Source organism: Geothrix oryzisoli (assembly GCF_022808865.1).
Classification (GTDB): Bacteria; Acidobacteriota; Holophagae; order Holophagales; family Holophagaceae; genus Geothrix; species Geothrix oryzisoli.
Genome location: NZ_JAKZLB010000004.1, coordinates 306963 through 321929, shown reverse-complemented (window position 1 = coordinate 321929; position 14967 = coordinate 306963). Strand labels below are relative to the sequence as shown.

Below are 14967 nucleotides of genomic sequence, written 5' to 3'. Positions count from 1 at the left end.
GTTCCTTCCGGCCTACCCTTCCTGGTTCTCCGTGGAGCCCAGGGTGCCGGGATCGTGGGGCAGGTTGCCCCGCGGCGAGCGGAAGTAGGCAAAGGGCGTGGCGTGCAGGAAGTTCGACACGCGGCTGGTATAGATGTCCGCATAGCGCTCGATCTGGCGGGTGAGGTGGCTCTTGTCGTTGCCGGCGCGGGTGAGCAGACCCCAGCGCGGATTCACCAGTTCGGTGCCGGCTTTGGCGAGAGGGCCGATCTCCGCATCGAGGGCCATCAGCTGGCCCCGGAGGTCATGGATGCGCGCCTCCAGGGTGGCCGCGTCCGCCGCGGGAGCAGGGCCGTAGCCCGCATGGAGGCGTTGGAGGCCCAGGCGGGCCTGGGAGAGCCGGGCCTCCAGCGCCTCCTTCTCCCGCATCCTGGCCATGAGTCGCAGTTCCGTCTCCCGGAAGGCCTCCAGGGCAGCCACCTCGGCATCCAGTTCGCGCAGCACCAGGGCCGTGCGCCAGCTGAGGGAGCGCTTGCTCACATGCACGTCGCCGAACATGTGGTCGCCCACGTAGAGAAGCTCGTCGCCGGCGATGCCCAGATCCCGCTCCACCTGGGCCGCACAGCCGCCCAGGTAGAGGCCGCCGGGGCGCAGGGGGCCCATGAGCGGACGCAGCAGGCCGGTCTCGTCCACCACTTCGAAGAAGGGCCCCCGCTCCGTGAAGAAGTCCGGCTTGCGGGCGGCCACGATCACCAGGTCGAAGAGCTGGCGCCAGGTCATGCCCTCCGGCAGGTGCCGGTCGTAGGCATGGGCCATCATCTTGGCGGTGAAACTCCACTCCGAATTGGTGATGAGCAGCAGCTTCTTCCCCGCGGCCTTCTGGTCCAGCAGGGCCAGGGCCGCCTCGGGATCCTGCACGACGTAACGCTCCGGCGCGGCGGCGATCTCGGCCTTCAGGTGGCCCTCAATGTGCTGGGCGTCCACCCGGGCCCGCACGTGGCGGTAGAGGCTGACGTATTCGAAGGGGCGGGGCAGGGCGCCGCGATCCAGCAGGTCCACGGCCTGCGCGAAGAGGCAGCCTTCCGACAGGGAGAACAGGGTGTTGAGGAACACCCAGCGAGGGTCGCTCAGATCCACCAGCGTCTGGGCGTAGGCGTCCCGCTGCTCGGCGTGTTCGAGCATCCGCGTGCCGTGCATGGCCCGCTTCACGAAGCCGAAGCGGTTGGCCTTCACGAGGTTGCCGAGCTCCGTGTCGATCACCAGGCCCCGGGCCACCATCCGCGGATCAAACGCCATGCCCTCCACGGGCCAGCCCTCCGAGGCGAGCCGCTCCCGGGCCTGGGCGTAGACCATCTGCTCGAAGGCCGCCACCCGGTAGTCCACCAGGGTGTAGTCCATGTCGTAGCCGATGGCCCGCACGGACCGCAGGTTCAGCGTCCGGTTGCAGTAGATACCGCGGCCGGGGGGAGGAATGCGGAGGCTGTCCAGGGTTTCCATGTCCAGGGCAGGATACCAAGGCGCGCCGTCAGCGGCGTACGGCCGCCAGAATCTGCTTGGCGTTGGCGAGGATGGCCGACACGATGGCCTTGCGCTGGTCCAGCAGATCCATCAGCTCCGGGGTGGCGGTGGCGGTACGGCCATCGTCCTCGCCCAGTTCCCTCAGCTCCGCTGGCAGGAGGAACCGGCGGCGGGATTCGCCCTGCTGCAGCCGCTGGACGCCATCCGCCGCCTGACGGCTCAAGGCGTCCCGCTCCTGGGATTCCCGGGTCTGCCGCAGGCGCCGAATGTCCATGTCCATCCTCAGCAGGGTCTTCTCCAGCCGGGCCAGGAAGTCCCCGGCCGCAGCCTCGTCGATGTTCCGCACATGCGAGGCGAGGGACTTCACCTTCCAGTCCACCAGCGCATCGTTGAGGACCAGCGCGGAACTCTCCGGCGCCATGGCTTCGGACTTCCCCGACATGAGGAAGGCCAAGGCGTCGGGCGCATAGGGCTCCAGTTCGAGACGGGTCAGGCGCCCTGCGCCGGGATCCCATGCCGCTTCGCGGATGCGGGCCGTCTGGCCCCCGAGAGAGAGGATCGCGCCGACGGCGCTGGAAGCCCCTGGAAGATCGCAGGTGGCCTCTGGTTTCGAACCCCTGGAATCAGGATTGAGAGCCTCCGCCCAGAATTCGAGCTGGAGGGGGCGCCCGGAACGGGAGGGACCCACCACCGCCCACTTCCGGCCGGCCCAGTCGACAACGAGGGGCTGGTAGGCCGGGTGGGCTGCGCGGAGGAAGAGGAGGCGCGCGGGGGCTTGTTTGAGCCACGCGCTAGCCTCGATGGGGATCGGTCCGTCCGGGTTGAAGGTGGCTGGCAGCTGGGCTGGCGTCTCAGTGCGAGCCACGCTCTGGACCCCACCGGTACCTCGTTTTTCGAAGAGCCGGTTCGGCACATACACAGGGAACACGGAGGCCGCCATATTCGACATCCGGTAATGGAACATGAAGACCCCAAGGGACAGGTCGGGGAGGACGGGATTGTAATGGTATTTGGCAGGGTCCTCGATGAAGTCCCCGACACCCCAGGAATGACTCCGGTCAATGCCCAGGTCGTCTCGGATGGCCGTGATCCGGGCCATGCCCTGGGTGTCCCCGGGCTCGGAGACCATCTCCAGAGACAGGCCGTGTTCGTAGGGACCCAGGCCGGCCGGGCCTTCCACCCGCAGCGCCCGCCAGCGCAGGCGTCCCTGGACATCGAAGCGCGTGGGATAGATGGCGAAGCGACCGAGGTAGGTCGTGAGCATGGCCCCGGTGAGGGGCGCCTCCGGGAGTTGAGATCCCCAGTGGGCTGGCATGGGTTCCTCACGGAAGTCATCCGCTTTCACCACAGCGGGGTAGCGCGGGATGGGCTGCTTCCACCCCGCCAGGAGCGGGAGGGAGAGACTGGCGACGAGCAGGAAGGCGGAGGTGCGGGTCATGTCAGCCTCAAAGCGGGGTTACATTGGAACCCAGCCCCTTGGGCCGGGCCTGGGCGGGGATCAGGTCCTCGGGTTTCACGCCCAGCTGGGCGGCGATCTGGGCGCGGGAGGCCTGGAGGTCGCGGATCATGGCCTCGAGGGGTCTCTTGAGGGCCTTCTGCTTCTGGAGGATCAGCGACACATCGCCCTGGCGTTCCAGGATGGCGCCCCAGCCATCCAGCTCCGCCGCCAGGTCCACGCTGGTGCCGATGATGGTCTTGCCCAGATTCCAAGTCGTGCTCACGGGCTTGAAGACCGGCGAGACGTTCTGAAGATTGGAAGCGATGAAGTCGACATTCTCCATGAGGGTGTGTTTGGCCTTGGGCCAGTCCAGGGCCTGCCCTGCGGCATCGTAGCGGTCCCCCAGGGTGGTCGTGAACTCGGTGTAGTCGTTGAGGTGCGAGCAGGCCTGGATGAGCCGGTTGAAGGTCTTGGGATTCTTCTTGAGGCGGGCCAGCCCAGCGCTGTTGCCTTCCGGAATGATGATGTCGGTGAGCAGGCTCGTGCCCCGCTCCATGCAGGCCTGGGTCGCCTGATCGATTCTCCAGCCCCAGAAGTCCATGTCCCGCTGGATGGCGCGGCCCTCGGAGCCAAGGCTGGCGGCCTGCCGCTTCAGCCGTTCCAATTGGGCTTCCAGCTCGTAGAACCGCTGGCCCAGCACGCGCAGGTCCCTGTTCTCCGCCATCATGGTCTTGAGCCTGGCCTGGGCGGCCTCCCGGCGCTTCAACAGATCGTCCGCCGAAATGGGCTTGGTGCGCTTGGTGCCATTGGCCTCTCGGAGGAGGCTGGGTGTGAAGGTCTGGCTCTGGCTCAGGTCCACCGCGGGTGCAGGATCGCTGAGGGCCCCAGCCAGGCCGCCCCCGGCAGCGGAATCGAAGCCGTCGGAAAGGGAAGCCCGAAGCCCCTCCAGGCTCTCCTTGTTCTGGGTCGTGCGCTCCTGTCGCTGGTGCGCGATGAGCCCATTCATCCGGGTGGCATAACTGTTGGTCCAGGCACGCAGCTCGGCTTGCTCCCGCTGAAGCGCGGCCTGCCGCTCGGCCTCGATGCGGGCGAGCTCCGCGGGACTGGGGCCAGTGGGCGACGTGGGCGCAAGGGCCTGACTCAGGAGGTTGCCAAAGATGCCCACCAGCATCGTGGTGGTCTGGCCGCTGGTCGTGTTGATCCACGGAACTGGTTTCAGCTTCGGGATCGCAGTCTTCTGGACCTTGAAGGAGGTCCCGACCTTGCTGCGGTCCACCTTGGTTTGGGTGAGTGACTCCAGAAGGCTGAGGGAATCCCCGCCCTGACTGCTTTGGGGTTTGGGGGGAGGGGCCTCATTGTGGAGACCGATCTGGGCCTGGAGCAGGGCCGGGAGGGAGATGGCGATGAGCGAAAGGGCGGGTCGGCGCATGCATCACCTCCGCAAGGTCGCAAGCGACTGCTTCGCGCTGCCCAGGATGGCCATGAGGATGGCCTTGCGCTGCTCCAGCAGATCCGCGAGACGCTCGCTCTCCGCAGCCGGAGTTGCCTGCGCCTGGGGTGCGGGCTGCCCGCCCTTGGCCGCGAGTTCCGCCTGGGCCTTGCGTTCGGCCTCGGCGCGGGCGGCGGCGTCCAGGCGGGCGCGGATGCCCTTGGCCTCGAGATCGAGTGCGAGGACGCCCTTTTCGATCCGGATCACAAGATCCTCCGCCGGTCCGAGGTTCTGTGCGGCCAGCAGGCCCGGCAGGGTGCGCGTCTTCCATTCCACCAGGGACTCATTGGCCAGGAGCTCGATGGATTCCTGGAGGGGAGGGGCGTTCAGCCCGCCCAGGTCCTTCGCCAGGGTGGCGCCACCCAGCAGCGCAGCGATGTCAGGCTCCCAGGAACGGAGCTCCAGACGGTCGAGGCGTCCGGTTGCAGGGTCCTGGCCGCTGGCCAGGATCCGATACCAGTGATCCTCGATCCGGATGGCCCTGCCAGGTCGGAGGCCATCCGGGGGCTCAGGCCAGAGGTCGAGGAGCCCGGTATCCCAAGCGCCGGTGAGCGGATCCTCCCGCCAGAATTCGACCACCTGGGATGCACCGGAGGATGGCTGCCCGGAGTTGCGGACCACCCAGATCCTGTGGCCAGCCAGATCGATGGGAAGCGGCGCGAATCGCGCCTGCCGTGACCGCAGGATGAGGAGGTCGCGCCAAGTCTGCCTGCCGTTCAACCATTCCTGGATCTCACTGTTGGCCTGGACGGGTTCGAGGGTCCCCTCGCCAGGATCCGCCGGTCTGTCCACCTTGCGCGTGGTGATCCGGAAGGTCTTCCGCGACGGCCCTCCGAACATCGGCAACTTCGCGGCGTCCACATTGATGACGGGGTTGTTGGAGATATGGAAGATGAGGGCACCCAGATCCCATCCGAAGTTGCTTCCATCGATGCCTTCAATGACCCAGCGCCCCTCCAGACCGGCTTCCTTCGCCGGGAATCCGTCCTGGGCGTTCAGGATGGCGAAATAGTTGGCGAACCAGATCGGATGGAGGACATCGTTCGGGGGTTGTTGTTGTGGATGGAATTGCAACTGGACTCCGAGCCGGTAGGGCCCCATGCCCGCCGGCCCGAGAATCCGGTAGAGCTGCGCCTGCACCTTGTGCGTGACGGGATGGAACCGGAGGCCGGTGAGCAGGATCTTGCCCGAGCGGGTGGTGGTCTGGAGGCCATAACCCGGAGCGCCCGGCGCCTTGGCCGCCAAGGCCGGCGCGGAGGGCTCGTACCCGCGGGAGACTGGCTGCGCGGGGGGTGGTTGGGCCTGCAGCAGACCCAGGAAGAGCGCAGCGATCAGCATGGTGCCTCCGGCACGGCGGATGGGTCGGCTGGAAAGATGAGTGCCCCCATGGTAGCCCCGCGCAAATCGAACATGATCACAAGGTCATCAGTTTCTTCTATGCGATGCTGAAGGGCTCCTTTGGAGGTTTTGTGCGCCTTTTTTGCCTCGTCCCAGCCACCGCCCTGCTGCTTGCGTTGCCCCTGAGGGCCGCTGAGAAGCGCGCCTTCACCATCGAGGATCTCTACCGTCTCAAGGGCGTGCAGCACCTGGCGTTGAGTCCGGATGGATCGAAGCTGGCCTTCGAGGTGTCCAGCCAGGACTTGAAGGCCTCGACGCGCAACACGCAGATCTGGCTGCTGGAAACCGCCACGGGCGCCACGCGGCAGCTCACCTTCTCGGGCAAATCGGATACGGCCCCTCAGTGGTCCAAGGATGGGAAGACGCTCTACTTCCTCTCCAGCCGTGCCGAGGGCAGCCAGCTCTGGGCGCTCGACCTGGCGGGCGGCGAGGCCCGCAAGGTGACCGCCTTCGAGGCGGGCGTCGGATCGCCCAAGGTGGTGCCGGGGGGGAACCAGGTGGTGTTCCAGGCGACGGTCTTCCCCGAGGCCCTGGCCGACGGGGCGAAGCAGAAGGAGCTGGCGGACAAGCTGGAGAAGGGGCCCGTGCAGGCGCACCTGGCGGACACGCTCCTCTACCGCCACTGGACCGAGTGGCGCGACTTCCAGTACAGCCACCTCTTCACCGCCACCTTCGAAGGCAAGGTGGAGGCGCTCACCTCCGGGAAGCAGGACTATCCGGCGGACGCCACGACGCCGAGCTCCCAGAGCTTCGACCTCAGCCCGGATGGCAAGGAGGTCTGCGTGGTCACCAACACGGATCCCGTGCCGGCCCGCTCGACCAACCAGGACCTCTTCCTGATCTCCCTGGCGGGCGACCACACGCCCCGCCGCATCACCGACAACCCGGCCTACGATGGCGATCCCAAGTATTCGCCGGACGGTCGCTACATCGCCTACAAGTTCCAGACCCGCCCTGCCGTGGAGTCCGACCGCTTCCGTCTTGCCGTCTACGATCGCCAGACGAAGGCGCGGAAGGTGCTGACCGAGGCCGTCGACAACTGGGTGGACAGCTTCCAGTGGTCTGAGGACGGCAAGGCCCTCTGGTTCACCGTGCAGGAGAAGGGCCGCTGGCCACTGTTCCGTGTGGAGGTGGCCACCGGGAAGACGGCCCGCATGCTCGAGGGCCAGAGCATCCGCGAGTTCGTGGTGAGTCCCGACCAGAAGGCCGTCTACCTGGCCAAGACCCGCGTGGGAGAGCCCGTGGAGATCTGGCGCTACGCCTTCGAGACGAAGGCGTTGAAGCGCCTCACGGCCTTCAACCAAGCCCTGGCCGACGAGGTGGACATCCGGCCCGCCGAGGAACAGTGGGTGAAGGGTGCCGACGGCAGGGACATCCACGTGTTCCTGGTGAAGCCGCACAACTTCGACCCCGCGAAGAAATATCCCCTCATCCTCAACGTCCACGGCGGCCCCCAGATGATGTGGTCCGACACCCTGCGCGGCGACTGGCAGGTGTATCCCGGCGCGGGCTACATCGTGGCCTTCCCGAACCCGCACGGCTCCACGGGCTACGGCCAGGCCTTCACGGACGCCATCAGCGGCGACTGGGACGGCAAGGTCCAGACGGACATCGCGAAGGTGGCCGACCACCTCGCGGCGCTGCCCTACGTGGACAAGGACCGCATGGGTGCCATGGGCTGGAGCTGGGGCGGCTACGCCATGATGTGGCTGGAGGGCCACACCACCCGCTTCAAGGCCATCGCCGCCATGATGGGCGTCTACGACCTGCGTTCCATGCACGGCGCCACCGAGGAGCTGTGGTTCCCCGAGCACGACCTCACGGGCACCCCCTGGGACAAGGCCGCCGCCTACGACCGCATGAACCCCAGCAGCCACGTGAAGGCCTTCAAGACACCCTGCCTCGTCATCACCGGCGAGCGGGACTACCGCGTGCCCTACACCCAGAGCCTCCAGTTCTTCACGGGGCTGCAGGAGATGGGCGTCCCCAGCCGCCTCATCGTGTTCAAGAACGACGGCCACTGGCCCGACGGCCTGAAGTCCATGCCCGTCTACTACAACGCCCACCTCGAGTGGTTCCAGAAATACCTGGGCGGCGGCGGCGCCCCCTGGAAGACCGAGGACCTGGTGCGGAACCTGGCGTTCGGAACAGCCGGGAAGTAGCATCAGGTCCATTCCCGGAGGCTCCATGCGTCGATCGGCCCTGCCTGCCCTGATGCTCGCCTGCCTGCTGGCCTGCGCCGAGAAGGAGACGCCAGCGCCAGCGCCAGCCACAGCTCCGGCGGCTGGCACCCCCGCGGCCCAGCCAGCCGCGGCTGCGACCAAGGCAGAGCCCGCCGCTGCCCCGGCCCCCGCCCAGGCGCCCAAGGCTGCTGAGACCACGGCCGCCAAGCCGGCCGTTCCGTCCACGACGGTCACCCCACCGGCTCCGACTCCCGCGGCTTTACCCGTGCCTGCGCCTGCGCCCACGCCGGTGGCGACTCCGGCGCCCGCCCCCGCGCCAGCGCCATCCGTGGGGCCCATGCCCACCCTGGCCAACAACGGCCACGCCGCGGTGGGGGCCGGAGCCTGCCGGATGTGCCACCGCATCCAGCACGACTCATGGTCGGCTTCAGCCCACGCGAAGAAAGGGCTCGACTGCGAGGCCTGCCATGGCAACGGCGCCGACTACAAGGCCATGCCCGTCATGAAGAACCTGGCGGCGGCGAAGGCCGCAGGCCTGGTCATGCCCGGCCCCGACTTCTGCCGGAAGTGCCACGGTGCCAAGGCGGACGCCGCGCTCCTGCCCCGGGCGCACGCGCACAAGGCTTAGAGCGGTTGGCAGAGCCGCCTGGCTGGGCCGATGGACAGACTATTTCTTCTTCTTGGCCGGAGTGAAACCCGCCGGCGCCACGGGCGCGGTCAAGCGGCTGGACAATTCCGAACCTCGGGAGGTGGCTCCATGCACGACGGGAGGCTTGGCCTTCTTGGGTTTCTTGTCGTTGGACATACATCCTCGTTTCGGGGGTCCCGGGCAGGTCGAGCCGGGATCCGTCGCGAGCATGGGCGCAATACCTGGAATCCCTTGAATTATTTTCGTCAGGGCCTCGCGGCCTTCAGCTTCCAGTAGCTTCCAGTTCCGGCGACATGCGGCTCCAGGCCGCGGCGGGCCGCCCGGAGGCCGTCCAGGAGCACCCGGCGGATGTCGCTGATCACCGGTGGGGCCGTGGCGAAATACGAGTGTTCGAGGAAGCTGGTGTCGAGCCCCGAGGCGTCGATGGTCTCGATTCCGGGCACCACGACGATGCCCTCGGCGGTGTCGCCGGCCCGGGGATAGCCGTGGACCTTCTTGGAGGCCAGGAGGGCGTTGTCCCCATCCGAGGCATAGAGGGTGATGCGGTTGCAGCCGGCCGCGAGGGCCGGGGCGATGTCCCGCTTGAAGATCTCTGCATCGATGTCCGGGGCGGTGAGGATGATCTCCTTGAAGCGGCCCTTGAGCCCCGGCCGCTCCGCGAAGAGCTGCCGCAGGGCGCCGGTGAGGGCGCGGTTCCCCATGGAGTGGGCGATGAGGTAGATATCCTTCACGCCGCTCTTCTGGGCGAAGTCCGTCAGGAACCGCTTCAGGTTCGCTTCGCTCCACTGCACGTTGTTCTCGTCGGTGGTGTAGCCCTGGAGGGTGCCCTGGGAGGGCCAGCTGTAGAACACGGGCACGCCGCGGTAGTCGAGGTCGTAGGTGATCTGCGCCGTGCGCCGGGCCGCATCGCTGAAGGACACGTTGTAGCCGTGGACGAACACGAAGCTGGAACCGGAGGAACCCTGCGCCTGGACCTTGGCCTTCACGCGGTTCAGGAATCCCAGCCGGGTGTGCGGGGTCCAATCCAGGATGGTCATGTGCTTGCGGGGATCCTCGCGGAATTCCAGCTTCCAGAGGGACGGGGCCTCCATCTCACCTGTCTTGTGCCCATGCGGGACGCTGACGATGACCTCGCCGTAGGAGATCCCGGTCCCCCGGCCGCCCCCGAAGCTTCCGGTGCGGGGGTCCAGCTTCCGGTCGGTGCCGAACATCACCGACACCCGCGCGTAGGCCGCCTCGCGCTCGACATTGGGATTGGCCCCCACGGGCGTCGGGCGTGGCGCCAGGGGAGGACGGGATGAGGTCTCCCTCCGCGGCATCTCAGCCCTTTCCTCCATCCGGGGAGCCTCGCGCTCCCGGGGTGGCTCCAGATCCGCCGGTGGCCGGGGAGGCGGGGCAGGGGCGGGAGGCACGGATGCCGCCGGTGCCGGGGGTGGCGGCGCCGGCTGGGCCACCGGCGGGCGGGTGGAGCAGGCCGCCAGGAGCCCGGCGAACACCGCTGGCCACAAGCCCCGGAAAGACATCGGTCGGTGCTGGGGAAGGAGCATGGCATCCTCGGCGCGGATCGCTCTGGCATCAGGGAAGGGAATTCCAGACTTTCTCGGGATGACCGGATTCTACGACCTGGGCTTTGGTTTGGACCAGGTTTGTCCGGTCCGCCGGGAGGGCCTGAAATCCCTGTTCACACAGGTGCAGGGGGGCCATGATGGAGGTCCTTCCAGGCCGATCAGTCCTTTCGCCGTTCTGACGGCCCGCCCATCCGTTCCTCACCACGCCTGCAGGGAGGTGGCATGCCGAGCCCCATGGATCCAGGCCGCGACAGGGACTTCATCCGGGTCCGGCCCTCGGGCATCCACGGCACCGGCGTCTTCGCCAAGCGGCCGATCCCGAGGGGGACCCGGATCATCGAGTACGCGGGCCGGCGCCTGATCAAGGTCGAGCTGCTGGAGGCGGCGGCGCGGGGCGAGCGGGAGCTGACGTATGTCCTGAACCTGGACGAGGACCTGGCCATCGACGGCGCGGAGCAGGGCAACGACGCCCGCTTCGTCAACCACAGCTGCGAGCCGAACTGCGAGATCTACATCTTCGACGGGACGCCCTACCTCTACGCCATGCAGGAGATCGCCGCCGGGGTGGAACTGACCTTCGACTACAAGCTGCAGTCCGCCGGTGCCCTCCGCATCTCCCGTGCCCTGAGCCGCGAGCTCTTCCCCTGCCACTGCGGAGCCCCGATGTGCCGGGGCACGCTGGTGGCCCTGCCCAAGCGGCGCGCCAGGACCGGGCGCGCCACCCCCGCTCAGCTTTCCCCGCCGCAGGATTGATGCGGCATCACCCCAGAAGGAGGACCCATGAAGCGGAAACCCAGCAGCAAGTCGCAGTCTCCGGCGGTCGCCATGCTTTCCGCCGGGATGCTCCTGACCACCGGGGCTGCGGCCCAGGCCCCCAGGCCCCAGCCCACAGGCGCCAAGGCTCCCGGGCCGGCCCAGGCGCTGCCGGCCGTCCAGCAGCCCCCGACCCACCGTGAGGCTGCGGCCTTCACCATCAAGTTCGCCGGCACCTTCATCAAGTGGCGGGGCAGCCTGTCCGTGGCGGGGATGCTGAATGGCCGGCCGGTCTTCAAGACGCCCCAGGGCGAGTACTTCCAGGTGGAGCCGAACACCGGCGACCTCCAGTACCACAGCGCCGAGTCCCTGGGCTACCTCAAGCTCGCGCCCGCCCCGGGCCGGGCCATGGCGACAGGCCGGGCGGGCTACCTCAAGTTCGACGGCATCAAGGGCGAGCAGCGCGTCTCTGTGGCGGGCGTCGACGCCCAGGGCCATGTGATCCAGGAGAATGCCCGGGGGGAGCGCTTCTACCTCAACCCCATGGGCGACATGGTGTTCGTGAAATAGGCCCGTTCAGGGCCGCTGGCTGGCGGGGGCCGCACCGGAGGTGTGTGCGGCCACCCACCGGTCGATGGCCTGGCGGACGGCAGGCAGGGCCTGCTGGGCGGCGACGATGCCTGCCTCCATGCAGCGCTTCTTCTGGGTGAAGTCCAGGGTGCCGACATCGCCGATGGCAGGCGAGATGAGGACGTCCGCATCCTTCTTCGAGTGCTCCACATTGAGGGCGAACATGATGTTGGCCGCCTGGAGGCTCACGCCCAGCAGGTTGGTGATGTCCGTGTTTCCCACATTGGCGCTGATGTCCACGGCGATGACGATGTCGGCGCCCTTGGCCCGGGCCACGGAGATGGGGATGTTGTCCACCACGCCGCCGTCCACCAGGATCTTCCCCTGGTGCTGTACGGGCTGGAACACACCGGGGATGGCGGAACTCGCGCGAACGGCGCGGGCGACGGAGCCCCGGTCGAGCACGACCTTCTGCCCCCAGTTGAGGTCGGTGGCCACGGCGGCGAAGGGGATCTTCAGCTGCTCGATGTTGGCCGGCTTGATGTGCCCCTTGACCCAGGTCTCGAGCTTGTCGCCCTTGGCGAAGCCCATGCCCGCCACGGTGGAGAGGACGCCGAAGTCGAAGAGGTCCTCCTTCTGCAGCTGGAAGGCGGTCCACTCCAGCTCGAAGCTGTTGCGGTCCGCGGCGTAGATGGCGCCGATGAGGCTGCCCACGCTGGTGCCCACCACGAGATCGACGGGGATCTTCTCCTGCTCCAGCGTGCGGATGACGCCGATGTGCGCGAAGCCCCGGGCGGCGCCGCCGCCCAGGACCAGGGCGATCTTCGGTTTCGGCGGGGGGCCCTGCGGCTTCGGCGCCACCACCACCGGGGGCGGCGGCACCACCAGGGGCGCCGGCGGCTGGCAGGCCAGGAGCAGGCCAAGGCCCAGCAGGGCGCCAAGTCGAGCCATCCGGATGGTCAGGGACTGGGTCATGCTCTGAGAATACCCGAGGCCCTGGGCCCTGGATCCAGTCTGCCTCGTATTATGATGATAGGGTAGACAATGAACCTCCAGGAGCCCCCATGCGCACCGCTTCCGCTCTGGCCGCCCTCATGACCCTGCCCGCGCTCGCCGCCGATCCGGCCCCTGCCGCCAACCCGTTCTTTGCGGAGTGGAAGACGCCCTTCGGCGTGCCGCCTTTCGCGGAGATCAAGGAGGAGCACTTCCTTCCGGCCTTCCGGGAGGGCATGGCCCGCCAGAAGGCGGAGGTGGCGGTCATCGCGGACGCGAAGGAAGCCCCCACCTTCGCCAACACCATCCTGGCCCTGGACCTGTCCGGCCAGTTCATGGACCGGGTGGGCTCCGTGTTCTTCAACCTCACGGGCGCAGAGACCAATCCCAAGCTCCAGGCCGTGAACCGGGACGTCATGCCCCTGATGGCCGCGCACCGCGATGACATCAACCTGAACCCGAAACTCTTCGGACGGGTGAAGGCCGTGTGGGACGCCCGCGCCACCCTGAAGCTCGACTCCGACCAGGCCCGCCTGCTGGAGCGCACCTACAAGGGCTTCGTCCGCTCGGGGGCTGCGCTCACGGCGGATCAGCAGACCCGCATGCGCGCCATCAATGCCGAACAGTCGAAGCTGGGCGTGGACTTCGGGGATCGCCTCCTCAAGGCCACCAAGGCCTTCCAGCTGCTGGTGGAGAAGCCCGCGGACCTCGCCGGGCTGCCCGAGGGCGTGCGCATGGCAGCGGCGGCCGCCGCCAAGAAGGCGGGCAAGGACGGCCAGTGGCTGTTCACCCTCGACGGTCCCAGCATCTGGCCCTTCCTGGAATACGCCCAGAACCGCGAGCTGCGGAAGCGGATCCTCACCGGCTATCTGGAACGCTGCAACCAGGGCGGCGACACTGACACCAACGCCATCGTGGCCAAGGTCGCGGCGCTGCGCGTCGAGAAGGCCCAGCTGCTGGGCTACCGCACCTGGGCCGACTTCGTGCTGGAAGAGAACATGGCCAAGGACCCCAAGGGGGTCTACGGCCTGCTGGACCAGATCTGGAAACCCGCGCTGGAGGTGGCCAAGAAGGAGCGGGCCGAGTTGCAGGCCATGATGGCCAAGGATCTCCCGGGGCAGAAGCTGGAGCCTTGGGACTGGCGCTACTACGCGGAGAAGGTGAAGCAGGCCAAGTACGACTTCGACGAGGAATCGGTGAAGCCCTACTTCGCCATCGACGCCGTGCGCCAGGGCGCCTTCACCCTCGCGGGCCGGCTCTACGGCATCACCTTCACGGAGCTGAAGGACATGCCCGTCTACCAGAAGGACGTGCGCTGCTTCGAGGTGAAGGAGCAGGATGGCCGCCATCTGGGCCTGATCTACGTGGACTACCACCCGCGCCCCGGCAAGCGCGGCGGCGCCTGGATGAGCAGCTACCGGCCCGCCTGGGTCAAGGACGGGAAGCAGGTGGATCCCGTGGTGGTGAACGTCTGCAACTTCACGGCCCCGGCCGGCGACCGGCCCGCGCTGCTGACCTCGGACGAGGTGCGCACCCTCTTCCACGAGTTCGGCCACGGCCTGCACGGCCTCTTCTACAAGGGCCGCTACCGCGGCACCGCCGGCACCCCGCGGGACTTCGTGGAGCTGCCCAGCCAGGTCATGGAGAACTGGTCCATGGAGCCGGAGATGCTGAAGCTCTACGCGAAGCACTACCGGACCGGCGAGGTCATCCCCGATGCCCTGGTGGCCAAGATGAAGAAGGCCGCCACCTTCGGCCAGGGCTTCGCCACGGTGGAGTACATGGCGGCCTCCCTGCTGGACATGGACTGGCACACCCTCACCACCCCCAAGCCCCAGGACACCGCCGCCTTCGAGAAGGCCTCCCTGGCCAAGTGGGGGCTCATCGCCGAGATCCCGCCCCGCTACCGCAGCCCCTACTTCAACCACATCATGGGCGGCTACGCGGCGGGCTACTACAGCTACATCTGGAGCGCCGTGCTGGACAGCGACGCCTTCCAGGCCTTCAAGGAGAAGGGCAACCTCTTCGATCCCGCCACCGCGGCCGCGTTCCGCGCCGAGGTGCTCTCCAAGGGCGGCATGACCGATCCGGCCCAGCTCTACCGGAACTTCCGCGGCCGCGATCCCAAGGTCGAGCCGCTGCTGGAGAAGCGGGGCCTGAAGTAGCTGAATGCCTCGGGACCGGCGGGCCCACCACCCTTGCAATCCTGAAGGGCATCATCCGTCCATCGCCAAGGAGGGCCGTATGGCCGAAGTCACCAAGTTCCAGGAAATGAACGGCTGCTCCGCCTGCATGCACGCGGCAGAAGCCGATCCCGCCGGAACGCCCGCCAGCGTCCACGGGAAGGGCTTCTGGTGCAAGCCGCTCGCCCGGGCCGTGGATTCCAAGGACGGCAGCCACTGCGACAAGTGGGCGTACGAAGCCTAGGG

At 67.8% G+C, this 14967-nt stretch carries 13 protein-coding genes; 6 read left to right on the top strand and 7 right to left on the bottom strand.

The window, feature by feature from the left end; genetic code table 11:
- Positions 1-12: 12 nt before the first annotated feature.
- Genes MLE43_RS12680 through MLE43_RS12665 form a run of 4 tightly spaced genes read right to left on the bottom strand, consistent with a single transcriptional unit; the run spans position 13 to position 5762 of the window.
- Entirely contained in the window at positions 13-1476 is a 1464-nt protein-coding gene (locus MLE43_RS12680; RefSeq protein ID WP_243304587.1) for an HAD-IG family 5'-nucleotidase, read from the bottom strand.
- 28 nt (positions 1477-1504) lie between these two features.
- Positions 1505-2935, bottom strand: a complete 1431-nt coding sequence (locus tag MLE43_RS12675) for a hypothetical protein (RefSeq protein WP_243304585.1) — start codon at positions 2933-2935, stop codon at positions 1505-1507.
- 7 nt (positions 2936-2942) lie between these two features.
- Positions 2943-4364: a hypothetical protein gene (locus tag MLE43_RS12670; protein ID WP_243304583.1), complete on the bottom strand. Its 1422-nt coding sequence runs from the start codon at positions 4362-4364 to the stop codon at positions 2943-2945.
- A 3-nt stretch (positions 4365-4367) separates the two neighbouring features.
- Positions 4368-5762: a hypothetical protein gene (locus MLE43_RS12665; protein WP_243304582.1), complete on the bottom strand. Its 1395-nt coding sequence runs from the start codon at positions 5760-5762 to the stop codon at positions 4368-4370.
- Positions 5763-5893: 131 nt separating this feature from the next.
- Here MLE43_RS12665 and MLE43_RS15005 point away from each other — a divergent pair, with 131 nt between their 5' ends.
- Positions 5894-7984 (top strand): S9 family peptidase, encoded by a 2091-nt coding sequence (locus tag MLE43_RS15005; RefSeq protein ID WP_243304581.1) that lies wholly within the window; start codon positions 5894-5896, stop codon positions 7982-7984.
- A gap of 25 nt (positions 7985-8009) precedes the next feature.
- Complete coding sequence (locus tag MLE43_RS12655; RefSeq protein WP_243304578.1) at positions 8010-8633, top strand: hypothetical protein; 624 nt, start codon at positions 8010-8012, stop codon at positions 8631-8633.
- 39 nt (positions 8634-8672) lie between these two features.
- Here the strand turns inward: MLE43_RS12655 and MLE43_RS12650 are convergent, their stop codons facing one another.
- Both MLE43_RS12650 and MLE43_RS12645 read right to left on the bottom strand, forming a co-directional pair.
- A complete protein-coding gene (locus tag MLE43_RS12650) occupies positions 8673-8810 on the bottom strand; it encodes a hypothetical protein (protein ID WP_243304575.1) in 138 nt (45 codons plus the stop codon).
- Between the two features lie 89 nt (positions 8811-8899).
- Positions 8900-9973 carry an alpha/beta hydrolase gene (locus MLE43_RS12645; protein ID WP_243304573.1) on the bottom strand — a complete coding sequence of 358 codons (1074 nt, stop codon included), beginning with the start codon at positions 9971-9973 and terminating at the stop codon, positions 8900-8902.
- Positions 9974-10444: 471 nt separating this feature from the next.
- Between MLE43_RS12645 and MLE43_RS12640 the strand changes: the two genes are divergently transcribed.
- Both MLE43_RS12640 and MLE43_RS12635 read left to right on the top strand, forming a co-directional pair.
- Complete coding sequence (locus MLE43_RS12640; RefSeq protein ID WP_243304571.1) at positions 10445-10975, top strand: SET domain-containing protein; 531 nt, start codon at positions 10445-10447, stop codon at positions 10973-10975.
- A 27-nt stretch (positions 10976-11002) separates the two neighbouring features.
- Positions 11003-11545 carry a hypothetical protein gene (locus MLE43_RS12635; RefSeq protein ID WP_243304569.1) on the top strand — a complete coding sequence of 181 codons (543 nt, stop codon included), beginning with the start codon at positions 11003-11005 and terminating at the stop codon, positions 11543-11545.
- Between the two features lie 6 nt (positions 11546-11551).
- Here the strand turns inward: MLE43_RS12635 and MLE43_RS12630 are convergent, their stop codons facing one another.
- Complete coding sequence (locus MLE43_RS12630) at positions 11552-12520, bottom strand: patatin-like phospholipase family protein (protein ID WP_243304567.1); 969 nt, start codon at positions 12518-12520, stop codon at positions 11552-11554.
- Positions 12521-12609: 89 nt separating this feature from the next.
- Here MLE43_RS12630 and MLE43_RS12625 point away from each other — a divergent pair, with 89 nt between their 5' ends.
- Both MLE43_RS12625 and MLE43_RS12620 read left to right on the top strand, forming a co-directional pair.
- Positions 12610-14703 carry a M3 family metallopeptidase gene (locus MLE43_RS12625; RefSeq protein WP_243304566.1) on the top strand — a complete coding sequence of 698 codons (2094 nt, stop codon included), beginning with the start codon at positions 12610-12612 and terminating at the stop codon, positions 14701-14703.
- 79 nt (positions 14704-14782) lie between these two features.
- Positions 14783-14965: a hypothetical protein gene (locus MLE43_RS12620; RefSeq protein ID WP_243304564.1), complete on the top strand. Its 183-nt coding sequence runs from the start codon at positions 14783-14785 to the stop codon at positions 14963-14965.
- Positions 14966-14967: the final 2 nt, after the last annotated feature.

Bases quoted from the DNA above. Each gene is read 5' to 3' on its own strand.
- MLE43_RS12680 (WP_243304587.1), bottom strand. From the start codon at position 1,476: ATGGAAACCCTGGACAGCCTCCGCATTCCTCCCCCCGGCCGCGGTATC.
- MLE43_RS12675 (WP_243304585.1), bottom strand. From the start codon at position 2,935: ATGACCCGCACCTCCGCCTTCCTGCTCGTCGCCAGTCTCTCCCTCCCG.
- MLE43_RS12670 (WP_243304583.1), bottom strand. From the start codon at position 4,364: ATGCGCCGACCCGCCCTTTCGCTCATCGCCATCTCCCTCCCGGCCCTG.
- MLE43_RS12665 (WP_243304582.1), bottom strand. From the start codon at position 5,762: ATGCTGATCGCTGCGCTCTTCCTGGGTCTGCTGCAGGCCCAACCACCC.
- MLE43_RS12655 (WP_243304578.1), top strand. From the start codon at position 8,010: ATGCGTCGATCGGCCCTGCCTGCCCTGATGCTCGCCTGCCTGCTGGCC.
- MLE43_RS12650 (WP_243304575.1), bottom strand. From the start codon at position 8,810: ATGTCCAACGACAAGAAACCCAAGAAGGCCAAGCCTCCCGTCGTGCAT.
- MLE43_RS12645 (WP_243304573.1), bottom strand. From the start codon at position 9,973: ATGCCGCGGAGGGAGACCTCATCCCGTCCTCCCCTGGCGCCACGCCCG.
- MLE43_RS12640 (WP_243304571.1), top strand. From the start codon at position 10,445: ATGCCGAGCCCCATGGATCCAGGCCGCGACAGGGACTTCATCCGGGTC.
- MLE43_RS12635 (WP_243304569.1), top strand. From the start codon at position 11,003: ATGAAGCGGAAACCCAGCAGCAAGTCGCAGTCTCCGGCGGTCGCCATG.
- MLE43_RS12630 (WP_243304567.1), bottom strand. From the start codon at position 12,520: ATGACCCAGTCCCTGACCATCCGGATGGCTCGACTTGGCGCCCTGCTG.
- MLE43_RS12625 (WP_243304566.1), top strand. From the start codon at position 12,610: ATGCGCACCGCTTCCGCTCTGGCCGCCCTCATGACCCTGCCCGCGCTC.
- MLE43_RS12620 (WP_243304564.1), top strand. From the start codon at position 14,783: ATGGCCGAAGTCACCAAGTTCCAGGAAATGAACGGCTGCTCCGCCTGC.